The organism is Pedobacter suwonensis (genome assembly GCF_900111825.1).
Taxonomy (GTDB): domain Bacteria; phylum Bacteroidota; class Bacteroidia; order Sphingobacteriales; family Sphingobacteriaceae; genus Pedobacter; species Pedobacter suwonensis.
Genome location: NZ_FOJM01000017.1, coordinates 37,290 through 56,917, shown reverse-complemented (window position 1 = coordinate 56,917; position 19,628 = coordinate 37,290). Strand labels below are relative to the sequence as shown.

Genomic DNA, 19,628 nt, shown 5'->3' with positions numbered 1-19,628 from the left:
ACATATGAAAAAAATAACCATTTATATCTTATCCCTGATCATTATCGGCATAGCTGGGTGCAAAACCAAAACCACCATCAACCAGGATGAGGCTGCTGAAGTGATTACAAATTATTTAAAAGCTAATCCAGAATATAAAACCACCAGGTTTAAATTTGGTGAGATGAAATTTAACAGTACGAACGATATGTTCGAACTGGGGAAATATAAATCTTTGGCCAGCAAAGGTTTGGTTACCTTAAGCTTAAAAGAAGCCAAAAAGAAATTTCTTTCTAAAGACAGCAGTTTTGTTTACCAGATTACCTTAACCGATAAAGCGAGTCCACTGGTGTTGAAACAGGATCGCGACAGGGCAACGGTAAAAGTGGTAGAATATGTTTTATCAGACGAAAAACCGGTTGATTTTGCGCAGGTAAACTCCAGCACAGCAAAGGTGACCGTATCACTTAAAATGACCACTACTGATTTCGAACTTTTTGATAAGGATGCAAACAAAAACAGCAACTTTATTACCAAAACCTATAAATTAAAGTTAAGTAAAGATGAAGGATGGAAAGTGCAGAAATAAGCAGGTTAGTCCGCGTTAAACTAACCTGCCTATTGATGGGGTAATCTATCTATTCTTTTGTAAACTTAAATTCTTTTCCGCCCTGTTTCAGTATCATTTGGCTTTCTGTGGGGTTGAAGGACAGGATGATGCCTGCATCTTCGAATATAAACTCATGGTTACCTTTGGAGCTTAATCTTATTGCAGGTTGGCCTGTGGCCTGCGCGATTAAAGTTGTATTGTCTTTCGTAATGGTGATTTTTATCGGGATTGCCGTTGATGCATAGGTGCCTAAATGTTTATTTAAGTCTGTAGTGCTTTGCTCAGCTGTTTTAAAATCAGGAATTTGATATTCCTTATTAAAAACAGCACTTAATACGGCCAGTGAAATGGAATTATTGTTGAAATTTGCACCATTACCCGTTAGAGCATAAGCTATATTTCCATCTCTGAAATAAGAAAATGTAGCGCTGAAACCATCTATACTGCCCGAATGACCAAAACCTGCTTTATCGTAAAACGGAATAGCCAAAATACCCATGCCGTATTTGCCGTTAACGGTTTTCATCTGAGCTAAACTATTTTGAGAAATCACTTTTCCTTCAAATAAGGCTGTGCTGAATTTTACCAGATCAATCGGGGTTGAAACAATCCCTCCGGCACCGAGTGGAATCGAAATATCAGTTTCATCGGCTAATTTCCAATTCCCTTCAAAATGGTACGAGCTGGCTTCGTTATTTTTAGAATTGATCTTTTTGCCTAAAAAAGTGTTGGTCAGGGCGAGGGGTTTAACGATGTACTTGTCCAATATTTGGGCATAAGGCATTTTAAACGTTTTTTCAAGAATATAAGATAGCAGTAAGTAGTTCGAATTGCTGTAATCAGATTGAGTGTCCGGCTCAAAATCAATCCCGCCCTTACTCATTATGGCAAGCATTTCTTTTTCGGTCTTGGGTTGTGTGTGCCATTTCAAGTATTCCTCTTTGTCATCTGTAAAATCATGTATTCCACTTCTGTGGTAAAGCAAATTCGCAATGGTGATTTTATCGGCATTTTTAATGTCAGGGAAAAATTTCTGGATCGTTTGATCAAGGCTGATTTTCTTTTCGTCGATAGCTTTAAATATTAAAGCGGCGGTAAAGGTTTTAGAAATTGATCCGATCCTGTATTTGGTGTTTTCATTTGCTTTTTGCTGTTCTTTAAGGTTTGCGAAACCCAATGTGCGGTTATAAATCACATGCCCATTTTGAGCAACAGTTACACTCCCCATAAACTTATTGTATTTGGCAAGCGTGTCGAAGTAGGCATCCAGCTTAATCTTATCAAATGATTGTGAAAAGCTGAAATGGACCAGAATTGTCAGAAAGGTAAAGAGTGTTAATTTTTTAATCATGATCTTATTTGTTAATTGTTCTTTTTAATTTAAGAAGTAGGGTGATGATGAGATAAAGTGCAATAGCCGAAACAACCATTGTGGGAATAAACCAGTTACCTAGAAGTTCATCGACAGGATTTGCCAGGCCTTTTGAAAGGCCGAGTATGAAAACTTCACCTGGTTTATAGAAAAAGCCTACCTGTGATGGATTCCATAGTTTAGCACCAATCAAAAACACAAAACCAGACAGAAACAGGTACAGTACAAAAAATATGATGTAAGATATGCCGTTGGTTAAATTGAGCAATAAAGCTTTAAAAACATGTATAGGGTTAAATGTTTTAGTGGCTTCTGCCAATTTTTTGTCAGCCACCAATGGTTTGAGTATTTCCTCGGGTCTTCCTAATTTTTCCAGGATATTAAGTAGTTTTTCTACTTCGTTTCCGGTTGGATGTTCTTGCAGGTTTTCATAAATATGACTGTTCAGCTCCATCAATATTTCATCCTGATTTTGCTGATTGAGGCCTCTAACCTCTTTTTTTATTCTGTACAGATAATCTTTGTAAATCCGCTCAGCCGATTGATCGTTAAATGGTATTTCTTTTAATTTCATTTCGTAATTTTTGAGATAGAGTGGTTTAGGTTGTGCCAGTATTCTTCCATTTTGGTTACCGTGTTTTTCCCCTCCGGCGTAATGCTGTAATATTTTCTGGGGATACCCGATTCTTGCTCCACCCATTCTGATAGGATCAATTTTTCATCTTTAAGCCGGTTCATCAGCGGGTACAGCGTTCCTTCGGCAATTTCGATCTCCGTAATCTTTTTTATCTCATTGATCAGATCATAGCCGTAATAAGCTTTGCCACTTTTCAAAACATTGAGCACAATAAAGGATAAGGTTCCCTTTTTAACCTGCGATATCCATTTATGAATAAAATCTTCGTTCATAGATCAAAGGTATAACAAAATACATAGTATAACAATGTATATGCTGTTTTGATTAAATTTTTCGCGTAAATTGCTGATAATGAGTTTGATGTTTTTTTGTTAGGATTTGATTCAAAAGTTTAGTTCTTCAAACCTTGGTTTGTTGCAGTTTCCATTGTGTCTAAACCCGACAGCAGTGGAAATCCTTTTTGCTGCAGATGCTTTGTACCTCGGTGCGAAAAAGTAGCAAAAAGATTGTAGCGAATGGCGGGAACAGACTTAAATTTTAGCGCAGCCACTGCTTTCCAAATAATCAAGAAAACAGCCTAAAACTAGACAAGCGTTTGTCAGGCTTTTTACTCATAAAATCTATCTGTTTTGTCGCTTTTGAGTGTAAATAAGACGCCTTTTTTACACTGATTGATAGTGAAATACAGCTTCATTTTTGCTACCTTTGCACGCAAATTTATTATTCATACCGCATGAGCTTAAATATCCACTACAAGGAAGATTTTCAAAATCGTCATATTGCTCCTAATGAGGCTGATACAGCCGAAATGTTGCAAACTGTTGGCGTAAATTCTATCGACGAGCTGATTGAACAGACTGTTCCGACGGCAATCAGGTTAAAGCAACCGTTAAACTTGCCTGCAGCGAAATCAGAAACTGAATATCTTGGTGCTTTAAAACAAACTTCATTGTTGAATAAAGTTTTCAAAAGCTTTATCGGTCAGGGTTATTACGATACCATTACGCCTGGTGTTATTTTACGTAACGTATTCGAAAACCCGGGATGGTACACACAATACACGCCATATCAGGCAGAAATTGCACAGGGCCGTTTACAGGCTTTATTAAATTTCCAAACCATGGTTATCGATTTAACCGGAATGGAAATTGCCAATGCATCTTTACTGGATGAAGGTACAGCTGCGGCTGAGGCTATGTTTATGCAATACAGCTTACGCAAAAACCAGGCAGCTAAAAAGTTTTTCGTTTCTGAATTACTTTTCCCTCAAACCATCGATATTTTAAAAACACGTGCCAATCCTTATGGTATTGAGCTGGTTATCGGAAGCCATTTAGATTTTACTGCTAGCGGAGAATTTTTTGGTGCAATTGTTCAGTACCCGGCAGGAAATGGCGAAGTTTTCAATTATGAAGCTTTCGCATCAGCTTTACACAGTCAAAATATTAAATTAACCGTGGTTGCCGATATCTTAAGCTTAACCTTATTAACGCCTCCGGGCGAGTGGGGTGCTGATGTAGTTGTAGGTACTACACAGCGTTTAGGTATACCAATGGGTTTTGGTGGACCGCACGCTGCATTTTTTGCCACTAAAGAAGAATACAAACGTAATATCCCTGGTCGTATTATCGGTGTAACCATCGATAGCCATGGCGATTATGCTTTACGTATGGCCTTGCAAACGCGCGAGCAGCACATCCGTAGAGATAAAGCTACTTCAAACATTTGTACCGCACAGGCATTGTTGGCTATCATGGCCGGTTTCTATGCCGCTTACCATGGTCCGAAAGGATTAAAAGCCATTGCTGAGCGCACACACGGTTTAGCCATCAGTTTGGCATCAACCCTTAAAAATTTAGGCTATGAGCAACTAAATTCAGCTTATTTCGATACCATTCGTTTCGATTTGGGCGATTTAAAAGGTGGTATCCATGCTTATTGTTTAGATAACGAAATCAACTTAAATTATGTGGGTAATACGGTGACCATTTCGGTTGATGAAACCACTACTTTTCAAGACATTACTTTAATTGCTAAAATCTTTGCAAGAGCAAAAGGCATTGCTGGAGATCAGGTAGAGGTTGTCGAGAATGTAGAAACGGTTATTCCAGCCCCTCTGCAACGTACTTCTGCTTATTTAACACACCCGATTTTTAACTCGCACCACTCGGAACACGAAATGTTGCGTTATATCAAATCGTTGGAAGCAAAAGATTTATCGCTTTGCCACTCGATGATCGCTTTGGGTAGCTGTACCATGAAATTAAATGCTACGGCAGAGATGATTCCGGTTACCTGGTCTCACTTCGGTCGCATCCACCCATTTGCCCCGGCCGATCAGGTATTGGGCTATTATTCTGTTTTTAACGAACTGGATAAGTGGTTAAGCGAAATTACCGGTTTTGCGGCCATGAGCTTACAGCCAAATGCTGGTGCTCAGGGTGAGTATGCAGGTTTGATGGTTATCCGAGCTTACCACCACGATAGGGGCGATTTCCACCGTAACGTGGCGTTAATTCCGGCTTCGGCACATGGAACAAACCCTGCTTCTGCTGCAATGGCCGATATGAAAATTGTAGTGGTTAAATCTTTAGAAAACGGTAACATCGATGTTGAAGATTTAAAAGCTAAGGCAGAATTACATAAAGACAACTTATCGTGTTTAATGGTAACTTATCCATCTACTCACGGCGTATTTGAAGAAAGCATAATCGAAATCTGTGAAACGATCCACGCTAACGGCGGACAGGTTTATATGGATGGTGCGAATATGAATGCACAGGTGGGTTTAACAAGTCCGGCCAATATTGGTGCCGATGTTTGCCACTTAAACCTGCATAAAACTTTCTGTATCCCTCACGGTGGTGGTGGTCCTGGTATGGGCCCAATCGGTGTGGCTAAACACCTGGTTCCTTATCTTCCGGGGCATGCTGTGGTTGATATCGACAAAGGGAAATCTATTTCTGCAGTTTCGTCTGCTCCATGGGGTTCGGCTTCTATCCTGATCATTTCTCACGCCTATATTGCGATGATGGGTGCTGAAGGTTTAACGAATGCTACCAAATATGCCATTTTAAATGCGAACTACATGAAAGCACGTTTAGAGCAGCACTATCCGGTACTTTATTCAGGCGCTCAGGGCCGTTGCGCACATGAGATGATTTTAGATTGCCGTTCATTCAAAACTTTTGGAATTGAAGTAACTGACATTGCAAAACGTTTAATGGATTATGGTTTCCACGCACCAACGGTTTCGTTCCCGGTTGCGGGTACTTTAATGGTTGAGCCTACAGAATCGGAACCTAAACATGAGTTAGATCGTTTCTGTGATGCATTGATCGCCATTAAAAATGAAATAGATCAGGTAGAGAATTTAACTTTCGATAAGACGGATAACCCACTAAAAAATGCGCCTCACACCGTTTCAGTAATTACTGCTGACAATTGGGAGCATGCTTATAGCCGTCAAACTGCTGCATTCCCGCTTCCTTATGTGTTAGAACGCAAGTTCTGGCCATCGGTCGGCCGGGTTAACGATAGTCATGGCGATAGATCTTTGATCTGTGCATGCCCTCCAGTGGAGAGTTATTTGGAAGAGATAGTTCCTTAGTGAGGTAGAAGGCGGGAAGATAGAGGGTTTAAGGTTTTTTGCGGGGTGCGTAAAGCATACAGCAGAAAATTTTAAACCTTTTTTAATTGTAATGCTGAACTTTGTTTAAGTTAAGAAGAGATTTTCTATCGCGATATCGTCCTTTCGAGCGGAGCGCAGCGAAGTTGAGAACCCGAAGGCTCAGCGAAGCTAAATCTATCTCCAATAGATCTCTCCATTCCACTGCGTTTCAGTCGAGATGACGATTTTTCTTATGAATATATCAATGTAAGATACAAAGCATTTTTTTGGAAATGAATGTCGGTTTTCCATCGGCGGCTGCAGCCCTGCCATTCGCTTCAATCTTTTTGTGGTGTTTGCTCTTCTTTGTCGTCATTGCGAGAAGGAACGACGAAGCAATCTTTCACGATAAGTGCCAACAAAAAGGATTTTCGCTGCTGTCAGGTTTAGCATGAATGGTGGTGGCCTGGATCGTCCATTTCCACTTTTTCTTGATCGATTAAACCCTTAAAGATAACCGGAGTCAATAGCATGATTTAAATAATACGATTATTATTGAAAAAACTTAACATAGGTCAACAACGAGAGATGGGTTGTTCATCTATATTTGTATCAAATTTTAAAAAACCAGAAAATGAAATTAAAAATCTCTTCAATTTTTTTGTTAGTTGCAGTTGTTTCTTTATCAGCTTTTACAACTATTAAACCAGTAACTTATACTGTAGATGCAGCAAAATCAACCATTACCTGGATTGGTAAAAAAGTAACCGGTTCTCACAACGGAACAGTGGCTTTACAGTCAGGTACATTAGCAGTTAATGGTAAAAGCGTAACAGGTGGTACTTTTGTAATCGATATGACTTCAATTAAAGATGCTGATGGTAGTGCTAAATTAGAAGGTCACTTAAAGGCAGATGATTTCTTTGGTACAACTAAATTCCCAACTTCAACTTTCGTTATTACTAAAGTTGCAGGTTCAGGTGCTAACGTAACCGTAACCGGTAATTTAACCATCAAAGGTATCACTAAACCATTAAGCTTCCCTGCAACTGTAACGGTTAATGCAGATGGTACAGCTTCAGCTTTAGCGGGTAAAATCATTGTAGACAGAACTAAATATGACATCAAATATGGTTCAAAATCATTCTTTGATAGCATTGGCGACAAAGCAATTGACGATAACTTCGAATTGTCTGTTAAATTGGTAGCTAAAAAATAATTTCCGGTCTCGGAAAAAGGAAGGCCTCGACGAAAGTTGGGGCTTTTTTCGTTTAACTGCTTAGTGATGTCAGTCTGAGCGGAGTCGAAGACTAACCACCGAGCGCATAGAGTTTTTACACAGAGGAAGCCGAGTTTTTCACAGAGAAGCGCAGAGTTTATCAATAATACTAAATATTGCACCCAACTCTGTTTACTTTGTGCCTTCTCCGTGGCCCTTTGTGGTAAAAAGCAACTCTGCGCGCTTTGCGCTTCCTTCTTTGCGTGCTTTGCGGTAAAAAATAGAGACTTTAAAAACTCAGGATAATGCAAGAAACCAGGCGGCAAGGTGCTGCAAAGTCCAAAGATCTCTCCACTTCGCGCTGCTCCGGTCGAGATGACGAAACGATGTAAGTGCGTACCGAAATAAAATAAATTGATTTTTTAAACTTAAATTATACTAATCACTTCAGGATCTGTTTTCCCTAAACCCTAAACCCTAAACCCTAAACCCTAAACCCTAAACCCTAAGCCCTAAACCCTAAGCCCTAAGCCCTAAACCTATCTTATCCGAAACCCACCTTCAATAACATCCACAAAACCAGTTGCTGCACTTTTGCCATGATAGAACAAACACTCCCAATTCTCTTCAGCTGCTCTTTTACCAAACTCTTTCCGTAATTCCATTGCCTTGCGACCGTCGAAATCGTATTTGGCGATAAAATTTTTAACCAGTTCTTCTGGTTCAGGTAAAACATCACCGCCAAAAAATACTTTTTGATTGCCTTCTGTTAAAAGAAAAACCTGGTGGTTCGGACAGTGGGCACCGGTAAATTCGTATGCAATAGTTTCATCCAAAGCGCCATCCCCCTCCACAAATTTCAATTGTGCATTACGTTGCACGAAATCGAAAATATCGGTATGGTAAGATGACGAAGTGCTGCTGAAAGCCGTTTCCCATTCGCCCCGGTTAATTACATATTCAGCATCAGGAAAACTCAGTTCTATTTTATCATTGCTTTGTTTGTGGATCATCCCGCCAGAATGGTCGTAATGTAAGTGCGACATTAAAACTTTGGTCACATCAGTTGGATCGAAACCTGCATTGCGGATATTTTTGTGTAAAATCAGTTCGCCATGGTCATCACTAAAACCTAAACCTGTATCGAAAAGTACGAGGTCGTTTTTCAGTTCAACCAAAAAAGGCTGAACATTGATAAATAATGAAGCAGGTCTGTCTTTAAAGCTGTGTATAGCGGAATCGAAAGGCACAAATTTCTTTGATGCGTCAACAGAATAGGTTCCTTCGAATAGGGTGTGAACTTGCAAAATATAAATCTTTTAAATGTGTGTACAAAGGTAACAATCTAAACATTAGTATTTATCATAAGGGCAGGTCTAATCAATTTCGATAGGGCTTTTCAGCATGACATGATTAAACAATCTTTACTGTTTGAAGTTAAATCTAACTTTTTGTATTTAAATGCTTTGTAGGGCAGCGCACTCAAGTTTAGCGCCATCGTATCCAATTAAAATGTATATTTACTGTTCGGAGACAGTATAAAATGGAAAAAAGATGGGTGCTGGCATCAGATTGTGATGATGATACAGTAGCAAAAGTAGCAGAACAACTTAACATAGACCGTTCATTGGCACAGATTCTTGTGCAGCGGAATATCTGTGATTTTGATCAGGCGAAAAGTTTCTTCAGACCAGATCTTAATCACCTTCATGATCCTTTTTTAATGAAGGATATGGATGTGGCTATTGCCCGTATCGAAACCGCACTGGCCAGCCACGAAAAGATATTGATTTATGGGGATTATGATGTGGATGGCACCACTTCGGTTGCACTCGCTTATAGTTTCTTTTCAAAGCTCACTAAAAATATAGAATATTATATCCCAGATCGTTATCTGGAAGGTTATGGCATTTCTACTGCCGGAATTGACTATGCCAATGAAAATGGGTTCTCCCTTATTATTGCATTAGACTGTGGCATAAAATCGATCGATAAAATTGATTATGCCAATAACCTGGGGATCGATTTCATTATCTGCGATCACCATTTACCCGGAGATGAACTTCCACAGGCCATAGCCGTTTTGGACCCTAAACGTTCAGACTGCGCATATCCTTTTAAAGAATTGGCCGGCTGCGGAATTGGTTTTAAACTGGCGCAGGCTTATGCACAAAAACATCAGCTTCCAAAAGAAACCTATCTGCAATATTTAGATCTGGTGATGGTAAGTATTGCAGCAGATATTGTACCTGTAGTAGGCGAGAACCGAATTTTAGCTTATTACGGACTGAAAAAATTGAACGCTAATCCTTGCGAAGGTTTACGGGCTTTGATGGAGGTTTCGGGCAAAACAGAAAATTACACCATTACCGATGTGGTTTTTACATTAGGTCCGCGGATTAATGCTGCCGGAAGAATCGATCATGCGAAACATGCCGTTGCCATGCTGCTTTGCCAAGTAGATAGCAATTCCCTGGAACAAAGTGAACTCATCAACCTTAAAAATACCGAACGCAAAACCTATGATCAGGACATTACCCGCGAGGCTTTGGCTTTAATTGGGGAAAGTGAAATCCTCATCAATAGAAAAACCACCGTGGTGTTTAACGAAAACTGGCACAAGGGGGTCATTGGGATAGTAGCTTCGCGCCTGACAGAAAAATATTACCGCCCGACAATTGTACTCACTAAGTCTAACGGACATGTAGCTGGCTCGTGCCGATCGGTAGTAGGTTTTGATTTGTATGAAGCTTTAAGCGGTTGTGCACATTTATTAGATCAGTATGGCGGACATAAATTTGCTGCAGGCTTAACCATGCAGGAGCAAAATGTAAATGCTTTTGCCGATAAATTTGAAGAAATTGTATCGGCGAGTATTACAGAAGAGTTGCTGACACCCATGATCAGGATTGATGCCGAAATTGAACTGGCACAAATCGACGGTAAATTCTTCCGGGTTTTATCGCAGATGGGCCCTTTCGGGCCGGAAAATATGGCACCAATATTTGTTACTCATAACGTATATCTTGCACAGCATGCCATGGCAGTTGGTCAAAATCATTTAAAAATTAACATAAAGCAACAAAATTCGCCTATTTTTGAGGGCATTGCATTTGGATTGGCAGAATTTCAAAATCTTTTGCAACCCAGGGTGCCGTTTTCCGTTTGTTATACATTAGAAGAGAACGTATGGCGGGATAAGAAACGCTTACAGTTAAATATTAAAGGAATAAAAGTTAATTAATTGAAACCTTAAAGGTTTTTAAAACCTGTAAGGTTTAGCTAATAAGTATGATACTAAAAGCCGAAAATCTGGTTAAAAAATATAAACAGCGTACTGTTGTAAACAACGTTTCCTTTAACGTAAGCCAAGGGGAAATTGTGGGGCTTTTAGGTCCGAACGGGGCAGGGAAAACAACTTCTTTTTACATGATCGTTGGTTTAATTAAACCGAATGAGGGGCGTATCTTTTTAGAAGAAGAAGATATTACCGAAGATCCGATGTACCGCAGGGCGCAAAAAGGAATCGGCTATCTGGCACAGGAAGCATCAGTTTTTAGAAAACTTACCGTAGAAGATAACATTCTGGCCATTTTGGAAATGAGCAATTTAACTAAGGAAGAACAGCGTGATAAACTCGAAGAGCTGATCAATGAATTTAGTTTACATAAAGTACGTAAAAACCGTGGTGATTTATTATCCGGAGGCGAGCGTCGCCGTACCGAAATTGCCCGGGCTTTAGCTGCAAATCCTAATTTTATATTGTTAGATGAACCTTTTGCCGGGGTAGATCCTATTGCGGTAGAGGAAATTCAAAGTATTGTGGCTAAACTGAAGCATAAAAATATAGGGATTTTAATCACCGACCACAACGTACAGGAAACACTATCCATTACCGATAGGGCATATCTACTTTTTGAGGGAAAAATCCTGGAACAAGGCGTTCCGGAAGTGCTTGCTGAGAATGAAATGGTGAGAAAAGTATATTTGGGATCAAATTTTGTATTGAAACGTAAGAAATTTGATATTTAAAATAGTTACAAACAAAATTCAACCTGGCATGTTGCCTATTCGCAAGGTTAAACCAAAAGCTACTAAATTTATTGTGTATAAAAATCTCTGTATATTCCCATTTAACCAAAGGGCTGGTGTGAAAGTCTGTGGCGGCAAGGCACCCGTTAGTTTTAGCATTTAAAAATGGCAATTGTAAATTCAATTTTTACCTGGTTAATGAAAAAGCGGATCCACCAGATCGAGCTTTTTATGAAATATCCGCACGATGTTCAGGAAGAATGGTTTCACAGTCTGATTGATAGTGCAGAAAATACCGAGTGGGGTAAATTGTACGATTATAAATCAATTTTAACGCCGCAACAATACCAGCAGCGCGTTCCCATTCAGAACTACGATACCCTAAAACCTTACATTGAGCGTATGCTTAATGGCGAACAGAACATCCTTTGGCCGTCTGATATTAAATGGTTTGCAAAATCATCGGGTACCACCAGCGACAGAAGTAAGTTTATCCCAGTCTCTGAGGAGTCATTGGAAGAATGCCACTTTAAAGGGGGAAAGGATATGCTTTCTATCTATTGTAATAACCGTCCCGATAACCAGATGTTTACCGGAAAAGGTTTGGTTTTGGGTGGGAGCCATCAGGTTAACCAGTTAAACGAAGATTGTTTTTATGGTGATTTATCTGCTGTACTGATTAAAAACCTTCCTATCTGGGCCGAATATTACCGCACACCCGATATGTCTATCGCTTTGATGGACAATTACGAAATTAAGATGGATAGAATGGCAGAAGCCACCGTCAGTGAAAACGTTACCAGTATTTCTGGTGTACCCACCTGGACCATCGTGTTGGCTAAAAAAGTACTCGAACTTACCGGAAAGCAAAATTTATTGGAAGTTTGGCCTAACCTTGAATTGTATATCCACGGGGCAGTAAATTTTGCACCTTATCGCGAACAGTTTAAACAGTTGATTCCTTCCGCTGAAATGTATTATCTCGAAACTTATAACGCATCAGAAGGATTTTTCGGCATCCAGGATCAGGATCATTCAGAAGAAATGTTGCTGATGCTTGATTATGGGATTTTCTATGAATTTGTGCCGATGGAAAATATAGGAGAAGAAAATCCTAAGGCGCTGTTGCTAGGAGAGGTAGAGCTGCATAAAAATTACGCGATAGTTATTTCTACAAACGGTGGTTTATGGCGATACATGATCGGCGACACCATTCAGTTTACCTCCCTTTCTCCTTACCGCATAAAAATTACCGGGCGTACAAAACATTTTATTAATGCCTTTGGCGAAGAGGTGATCATCGATAATGCGGAGCAGGCCTTAACTAAAGCCTGCCAGCAAACAGGCGCTGAAATAAAAGATTATACCGCAGGGCCGATTTATTTTAAGGATGAAAAGGCGGGCGGACACGAATGGATCATAGAATTTGATAAGCAGCCTGATGATTTTGAAAAATTTGTGGATGTGATGGACCAAACCCTGCGCGAGGTAAACTCAGATTACGATGCCAAACGTTTTAAAGATATGGCGCTGGCCCGTCCTAAAGTACATAATGCACCTGCTCACACTTTTTACAACTGGTTAAAGGCGAAAGATAAATTGGGCGGGCAGCATAAAGTGCCCCGGTTAGCCAATGAGCGTAAGTATGTAGATGATATTTTGGAGATGATGAAATCAGCTTAATTTTTATTTAGACATGTCAGTGAGAACTGTAGAAACACATTTAGCGGTGTCGCAGCATATTATTATTGACAGACACCCTAAAAAAAGTCGTCCTTACGAAGAGGAACGACGAAGCAATCTTTCATGCTGATGATCCTTGCTATAAAGATTGCTTCGTCGGCTGAAAAAGTCTTCTCAGCAATGACGATCCCCGGAGAGGTTTATTTCAATTAGATGTTGCTCTCAATAATATTGGTTTTATAAAATAAATTATTCCTTAGTGTGCCGGCTATAAATAACTTCACTCCATCATGAAAAATATCATACTTTTTTTCTTTATTTTAGGATCATCAATATACCAATCAAAAGCCCAGGTAAAAGAAAGCTACAAAGCACAAATTGCCTATAAAATTGTTGAAACTTCTCCTCGTTGTAAACAGCTTACCAAAGGACTCTACGAAAGGATTGTTAAAAATGGTGGTACCTCTTATGGTGTTATGCTTGAGAGCAGCCCCAATCCTAAAACTGACCCATCGCAGGGATACTCCAAAACCTATAATTTTAACCTCCACGAAAGTTATGCAGATAGAATGCCTATTCTAGCCAGGTTTGTATTTGATCCAAAAAAGCAACAGCTTTACGAGGAGGATGTACTAAATGATAAACTGATAGCCATCGCTTTTGACAAAAAGTTATTGAAGCGCTTTAATAAAACAAGATGAAAAGTATCAGGCCGTTGTACCAGATATGCGGAACACAACTATGATGCTTTTGGCCGTTAATTTGTAATATGCTAAACCATGAAGTTAAACAGGGAAAAAATATTAGGTTTTTTTAAGAAATCGCAAAGCAAAGCCTCAGTGATTTTAAGTGATAAAACCAAAGCCAGCAATACCATCAAAGATGCTTTAGGTAAGGCGGTTACCAATAAGGGAGATTTAGAAGGTGTTTGGACTAAACTGGTTCTGCTTTTTGCGGTATCTAAAGATTATGTGAATGGTGATTATACTGAAATCCCTAAAAGATCGATCATTGCCATTTTAGGAGGACTGATTTATTTCCTATCCCCAATTGATGTAATTCCTGATTTTGTGCCTGTTCTGGGATTCATTGATGACATATACGTTCTAAATCTGGTGTACAGACAGGTACTTAAAGATTTGGAAAGATATAAAGCCTGGAAAGATGGCCAGGGAAAAATAATTGACATAAATGGCTCGACCGCATAAAACCTTTTTAGAATGGTTGGGCGAACATCTTTTTAGTTGTCCGTTTAAAACTCATTTCGGTATTGACTGTCCTGGCTGTGGCCTGCAGCGCTCCGTTTTGGCTTTGTTTAAAGGTGATTTATCCGCATCATTTAAGTTTTATCCTGCAACAATCCCGCTTATTTTTCTGGTATTATTTACTCTGATTCACTTAAAATTAGACTTTAAATTTGGGGCGCAGCTGATCAAAATCGTTTTTGCAGGGGTTGCAGTAATTATTTTAATCAATTACATTTACAAAATATACACTCACCAATTGATCTAAATATCTATGTCAGAAGAACAGGAAACCCCTCAAGAAAATAAACCTATTGATCTTTCTAAAGGTCAACAGTCAGAACCTGCACCATTTCAGCCCCTGGGGAACGGGCCGGTAACCCCGCCGCCTTTTCAACAGCCACCACCATTTGGCCAGTTTGGAGGTGGAGGTTTTGGTCAGCAGAATTTGCCAAATGCTACAGCTGCACTTGTATTGGGTATTATAGCTATCCCCGCATGTTGTTTTTACGGCATATTTGGGTTAGTATTTGGTGTAATAGCCTGGATATTAGGTGCTGGTGATATGAAAAAATATCAGCTTAATCCGGGTTTATATACCGAGTCATCATATAAAAATGCAAAAGCAGGCAAGATCTGCGGAATGATTGCGACTATTTTAAGTGCATTATTTATTGTGATCTTTATATTGATTATAGCGGGAGCGATTACCAACCCTCAAATGTTTGATAATTTTATCAAAGGAATGAAATAGGTTATTAATTTTACCTTAAAAATATAAATCGGATGGTGCATGCCATTCGATTTTCTTATTTTTGTACTATTGATATTGTAAATAAAAAACTAAGATAATGTATCCAGAATATTTAGTAGAGCCAATGCGTAAGGAATTAACCAACGTTGGTTTTCAAGAGTTAAAAAATGCAGCAGACGTAGATCAGGCGATTAAAGGCGAAGGAACTGTATTGGTGGTTGTAAATTCTGTTTGTGGTTGTGCAGCAGCAAACGCACGTCCGGCAGCCCGCGCAGCGGCAGCACACGAAAAACATCCTGATAAATTGGTTACCGTTTTTGCAGGTATGGAAAAAGAAGCAGTAGATCAGGCTAGAAATTACATGATGCCTTTTCCTCCATCTTCTCCGGCAATGGCTTTGTTTAAAGATGGTAAATTGGTACATATGATCGAGCGCCACCAGATTGAGGGCAGACCAGCACAAATGATTGCTGACAACCTGATCGGTGCTTTTGAACAATATTGCTAATAAATGATTGCACAGATTATTGGATTACACCGGTAATTAGCTGATTTAAATTATAATGAAATGGTGAATGGCAACATTCACCATTTTGCGTTTAAATGGATTGATGAAATGATTATTTTTTATTTACGAGACTTCTACTTGATCGTCATGCTGATGCGACAGCTATCGGATTTATTTCAGCAAAAATCCCCTCTCTGGTCTCAGCGTCCCACAGCTGGTCTTAGCGTCTCGCTAAGACTTTAATTAGGTTGTTCCTTTAACCCCATAACATTAAATAAATAACAGGTCTTAGCGAGATGCTAAGACTAGAGAAGAGTCGGAAAGGCTAGAGGATTAAAGATTCTTCACTGCGTTCAGAATGACAGTAATGTGAAAATTTGTGCTTTAAAAATCTTTGTTAAGCAATTTCTCCAGTTCGCCGAAAGAAACATTCATTCTTACACGGCCTTGTTTGGCATAAGATATTTCTCCTGTTTCTTCAGATATAATTACGGCCACCGCATCAGTGGTTTCAGAAACGCCGATACCTGCCCGGTGCCTTAAGCCGAATTGAGGGGGCAACTGGTCATTATCTGTTAAAGGCAAAATGCAACTCGCGCTTTTAATTCTGTTTTCAGAGATTACTACGGCGCCGTCGTGCAGCGGACTGTTTTTCTGGAAAATGCTTTCCAGTAAACGTTTTGATATTTTGGAATCAACAAATTCGCAGCTATTGGCAAAAAACTGTTCATCATAAAATTTAACAAATACGATTAAGGCTCCTGTACGCGTTTTCTTCATGCTTTTACAAGCATCGATAATAGGCTTTATACGGGTTAAATTGTTTCTTTCAATTTCTTTCCGGCCAAATAAATAACCCCACCAGGCTTTGTTTTTTTGTAAAAAGGCATTTTTCCCGATCAGCAAAAGAAAACGCCTGATTTCAGGGTGGAAAATTACAATAAGGGCAATAATCCCCACACTCATAAATCTGTCTATAATGGCAGTCAGTAATTCCATGTGCAGGGCCTTTACTATCCAGTAAAAAACGGTGATAATAAACATCCCAACCAGAAGGTTAACAGCTAAAGTGTTTCGGATCAGGGTATAAACATAGTAAATTAATAAAGCCACCAAAATGATATCAACGATATCAGTTGGTGATACTTTAAGGAAATCAAAATCAAAACCTTTCATTAGTGGCAAGATAGCAAAACGGATTCCAGTTTACAAGCAGGATAGGTTAACTGTTTAAACTGGTTAATCGGTTAATTGCTGATGAAATATTATAGATGTATAAAAGACGCTGTTCGCTAACCGCCATGCGCTAACCGCTCCACCAACCGCACACACTCTACCGCTTCTTTCACATCGTGTACCCTTAAAATACCCGCACCTTTTTGTAGCGCAATGGTGTTAAGTACTGAAGTGCCGTTTAAAGCCTCTGGTGCTGTAATGCCAAGTGTTTTATAGACCATTCCCTTTCTCGAGAAACCCACTAAAACAGGAAGTTTGAAGATTTTAAACGCTTCCATTTGTTTGAGCAGTTCATAATTATGTTCAGTGGTTTTCCCAAAGCCAAAACCCGGGTCAATAATCACATCATGGATGTGCAGTGCTTTAAGTGCAGCAACTTTTTTTGCCAGATCATCGATCACTTCGAGCAATACATTATTATAAACCGGATTTTGCTGCATATTTTGTGGTGTACCCTTCATGTGCATCATGATGTATGGCACCTGCATCCTGGCTACTGTTTCGAACATCTGCTCGTCCAGATTTCCGGCTGCAATGTCGTTAATGATATGTGCACCAGCTTCAATGGTTTCCCGGGCAACCTTTGCCCTGAAAGTATCAATGGAAATAATCGCTTCCGGAAATGCTTTTACCAAACTTTCTACCACAGGTACCAAACGGTCTGTTTCTTCACTGGTAGAGATATCCTGAGCGCCTGGCCTTGATGAGTAACCACCAACATCAATAAATGTAGCCCCTTCACTTAAAAATTGTGCTGCTTTACTCAAAGCTTCATCAATCGTTTTTGTACGGCTGTTGTGATAAAAGGAATCAGGAGTGATATTTAAAATTCCCATTACTTTTGGCGTGCTTAAGTCGATAAGTCTGCCTTTTATATTTAAGCTTTGTTTGGGCTCAAAAAAGTTTTTTTCTGCCATAATAAACCCTTTCGGGATTTGGGTTTCGCTTTAAAAATGTATCTTTAGCTTTTGTTTTTTCACGACAAAAATACACTAAAAACTAAATAATTATTGGCTTTGGCACAAACAAATACCTCTACAGAATTTGACGAAGTGATTGCGTTTTGCAGATCATTATTTTTAAAAAAAACTAAAGATTACGGAACTGCATGGCGGATTTTGAGACCAAGTTCAATAACTGATCAGATTTTTATCAAAGCGCAGCGCATCCGTACGCTGGAAGAAAAAAAAGTAAGTAAGGTGGGAGAGGGTGTGATATCTGAATACATCGGGATTGTAAACTATTGCGTGATTGCCATGATGCAACTCGAATTAACGGAAAGCGACCCGAATGAAATGCCTTTTGAAGAAGTTGAAAAAAGGTTTGACGATAAGGTAACGGAAACCAAAGATTTGATGTTTGCCAAGAATCACGATTATGGAGAGGCCTGGCGAGATATGCGCATTAGTTCGTTAACCGATCTGATTTTAATGAAAATTTTTAGGGTTAAACAGATCGAAGATAACGAAGGACAAACGCTGGCTTCAGAAGGTGTTAATGCGAATTATCAGGATATGTTAAACTATTCTGTTTTTGCACTGATCAAACTCGGCGTAAAATAGCAAAATAGCCTTTAAAATAGATACATAGATGCGAAATATAGTTTTAAGATTCTCCAGGATTTTTGTCGGTGCTTTATTCATATTTTCAGGATTAATCAAAGCGAATGATCCGCTTGGCTTTGGCTATAAACTACAAGAATATTTTGAAGTTTTTCATATGAATTTCCTGAGTGGAATGGCTACTGGTATTGCCATTTTACTTTGTACCTTAGAAATTGTGCTCGGTGCCTTATTGTTATTAGGTTTCTGGAGCAAAAAAGTAGCCTGGGGCCTGTTGCTGCTCATTATCTTTTTTACCCTGCTTACCTTTATATCCGCAGCATTTAAAGTAGTAACCAGTTGTGGATGTTTCGGCGATGCCATTCCGCTTACACCGTGGCAGTCGTTTACCAAGGATCTGATTCTTTTGGCAATGATTATTGTTATTTTCCTTAATAAAAATCTCATCCATCCATTATTTAAAAAAGAAGCAACACAAAGAAATATTGCCCTTTTAGTAACGGTTGTATCTTTAGGTTTTGGATTATATACTTACAATGTTTTACCCATTATTGATTTTTTGCCCTATAAAGTCGGCGCACATATTCCGTCGTTAATGGTCATTCCTCCAGGAGAAAAGCCTGACGAATTTGAGATCATGTATCATCTCAAAAATAAGAAAACCAAAGAGGAAAAAGACATGAGCGATAAAGCCTATCTTAAAACGGAGATCTGGAAAGATAACAATTGGGAAATTATCGGCGAACCGGCAAAAAGGCTGGTTAAAAAAGGATTTGAGCCTAAAATCAAAGATTTGAACATTACGGATGCTTCCGGAACTGATTATACAAAGGAACTGATCGAAAACCCATACTATAATTTAATTTTTGTGGCTTACGATCTGTACGCAACCAATGAAGCTGCTATTGGTAAATTAAACGCACTGGCCTTAAATGCCACCCAACAGTTTAATATCCGTACAGTATTGCTTACTTCTAATTCGGCACAGGATGCACAAGCATTTATTAAAAAAAATAACCTGTTCTCAGAAGTATTTTTTACAGATGCCGTTCCGCTAAAAAGTATGGTAAGGGCAAATCCTGGTGTTTTATTGATGAAAAACGGAGTGGTGATCAATAAGTGGCATTACCATAATGTACCCACTTTCGACCAACTCAGCCGGAAATATTTCGATAAATAAAC

Annotated in this window: 19 protein-coding genes; 13 read left to right on the top strand and 6 right to left on the bottom strand. The window is 39.2% G+C overall.

Translation table 11 applies throughout. The features are described 5' to 3' along the window. The first annotated feature begins 4 nt into the window (after positions 1-4). A complete protein-coding gene (locus BM107_RS20000) occupies positions 5-568 on the top strand; it encodes a hypothetical protein (protein ID WP_090986633.1) in 564 nt (187 codons plus the stop codon). A 49-nt stretch (positions 569-617) separates the two neighbouring features. Here BM107_RS20000 and BM107_RS19995 read toward each other — a convergent pair whose 3' ends face one another. Genes BM107_RS19995 through BM107_RS19985 form a run of 3 tightly spaced genes read right to left on the bottom strand, consistent with a single transcriptional unit; the run spans position 618 to position 2,870 of the window. Next, a complete protein-coding gene (locus BM107_RS19995; RefSeq protein ID WP_090986631.1) occupies positions 618-1,940 on the bottom strand; it encodes a serine hydrolase domain-containing protein in 1,323 nt (440 codons plus the stop codon). Positions 1,941-1,944: 4 nt separating this feature from the next. Next, a complete protein-coding gene (locus BM107_RS19990; protein WP_090986629.1) occupies positions 1,945-2,535 on the bottom strand; it encodes an HAAS signaling domain-containing protein in 591 nt (196 codons plus the stop codon). Then, entirely contained in the window at positions 2,532-2,870 is a 339-nt protein-coding gene (locus tag BM107_RS19985) for a PadR family transcriptional regulator (RefSeq protein ID WP_090986627.1), read from the bottom strand. The genes BM107_RS19990 and BM107_RS19985 overlap by 4 nt, the downstream gene beginning before the upstream one ends. Before the next feature lie 461 nt (positions 2,871-3,331). On the opposite strand from BM107_RS19985, the gene gcvP reads away from it, so the two are divergent. Together gcvP and BM107_RS19975 are read left to right on the top strand one after the other, a co-directional pair. Further along, positions 3,332-6,208 carry an aminomethyl-transferring glycine dehydrogenase gene (gene gcvP, locus BM107_RS19980; RefSeq protein ID WP_090986625.1) on the top strand — a complete coding sequence of 959 codons (2,877 nt, stop codon included), beginning with the start codon at positions 3,332-3,334 and terminating at the stop codon, positions 6,206-6,208. A gap of 634 nt (positions 6,209-6,842) precedes the next feature. After that, positions 6,843-7,427, top strand: a complete 585-nt coding sequence (locus BM107_RS19975; RefSeq protein ID WP_090986623.1) for a YceI family protein — start codon at positions 6,843-6,845, stop codon at positions 7,425-7,427. Positions 7,428-7,966: 539 nt separating this feature from the next. Here BM107_RS19975 and BM107_RS19970 read toward each other — a convergent pair. After that, positions 7,967-8,734 (bottom strand): MBL fold metallo-hydrolase, encoded by a 768-nt coding sequence (locus BM107_RS19970; RefSeq protein ID WP_208864429.1) that lies wholly within the window; start codon positions 8,732-8,734, stop codon positions 7,967-7,969. Positions 8,735-8,970: 236 nt separating this feature from the next. Between BM107_RS19970 and recJ the strand changes: the two genes are divergently transcribed. From recJ to BM107_RS19930, 8 genes are all read left to right on the top strand, one after another. Continuing rightward, on the top strand, positions 8,971-10,671 hold the full coding sequence (gene recJ, locus BM107_RS19965; RefSeq protein WP_090986619.1) for a single-stranded-DNA-specific exonuclease RecJ: 1,701 nt from the start codon (positions 8,971-8,973) through the stop codon (positions 10,669-10,671). Between the two features lie 47 nt (positions 10,672-10,718). Beyond that, positions 10,719-11,459 carry an LPS export ABC transporter ATP-binding protein gene (gene lptB, locus BM107_RS19960; RefSeq protein WP_090986617.1) on the top strand — a complete coding sequence of 247 codons (741 nt, stop codon included), beginning with the start codon at positions 10,719-10,721 and terminating at the stop codon, positions 11,457-11,459. A gap of 165 nt (positions 11,460-11,624) precedes the next feature. Then, the gene (locus BM107_RS19955; RefSeq protein WP_090986615.1) at positions 11,625-13,142 is read left to right on the top strand and encodes a GH3 auxin-responsive promoter family protein; all 1,518 of its coding nucleotides are present in this window, start codon (positions 11,625-11,627) and stop codon (positions 13,140-13,142) included. A gap of 290 nt (positions 13,143-13,432) precedes the next feature. Next, positions 13,433-13,843: a hypothetical protein gene (locus BM107_RS19950; protein ID WP_090986613.1), complete on the top strand. Its 411-nt coding sequence runs from the start codon at positions 13,433-13,435 to the stop codon at positions 13,841-13,843. Between the two features lie 78 nt (positions 13,844-13,921). Next, positions 13,922-14,350, top strand: coding sequence for a YkvA family protein (locus BM107_RS19945; RefSeq protein ID WP_090986611.1), 429 nt, complete (start codon positions 13,922-13,924; stop codon positions 14,348-14,350). Further along, positions 14,334-14,654, top strand: a complete 321-nt coding sequence (locus BM107_RS25365; RefSeq protein ID WP_090986609.1) for a DUF2752 domain-containing protein — start codon at positions 14,334-14,336, stop codon at positions 14,652-14,654. Before BM107_RS19945 ends, BM107_RS25365 begins: the two co-directional genes overlap by 17 nt. A 6-nt stretch (positions 14,655-14,660) precedes the next feature. Continuing rightward, positions 14,661-15,140, top strand: a complete 480-nt coding sequence (locus BM107_RS24960) for a CCC motif membrane protein (RefSeq protein WP_208864428.1) — start codon at positions 14,661-14,663, stop codon at positions 15,138-15,140. 97 nt (positions 15,141-15,237) lie between these two features. Then, a complete protein-coding gene (locus BM107_RS19930; RefSeq protein WP_025145566.1) occupies positions 15,238-15,648 on the top strand; it encodes a BrxA/BrxB family bacilliredoxin in 411 nt (136 codons plus the stop codon). A gap of 384 nt (positions 15,649-16,032) precedes the next feature. Here BM107_RS19930 and cdaA read toward each other — a convergent pair whose 3' ends face one another. Beyond that, entirely contained in the window at positions 16,033-16,824 is a 792-nt protein-coding gene (cdaA, locus tag BM107_RS19925) for a diadenylate cyclase CdaA (RefSeq protein WP_090986607.1), read from the bottom strand. Positions 16,825-16,940: 116 nt separating this feature from the next. Beyond that, positions 16,941-17,801 carry a dihydropteroate synthase gene (gene folP / locus BM107_RS19920; protein WP_090986606.1) on the bottom strand — a complete coding sequence of 287 codons (861 nt, stop codon included), beginning with the start codon at positions 17,799-17,801 and terminating at the stop codon, positions 16,941-16,943. A 99-nt stretch (positions 17,802-17,900) separates the two neighbouring features. Here folP and BM107_RS19915 point away from each other — a divergent pair, with 99 nt between their 5' ends. Both BM107_RS19915 and BM107_RS19910 read left to right on the top strand, forming a co-directional pair. Further along, positions 17,901-18,446, top strand: a complete 546-nt coding sequence (locus tag BM107_RS19915; protein WP_090986783.1) for a DUF1599 domain-containing protein — start codon at positions 17,901-17,903, stop codon at positions 18,444-18,446. Between the two features lie 28 nt (positions 18,447-18,474). Then, a complete protein-coding gene (locus BM107_RS19910; protein ID WP_090986604.1) occupies positions 18,475-19,626 on the top strand; it encodes a BT_3928 family protein in 1,152 nt (383 codons plus the stop codon). The last annotated feature ends 2 nt before the right edge of the window (positions 19,627-19,628 follow it).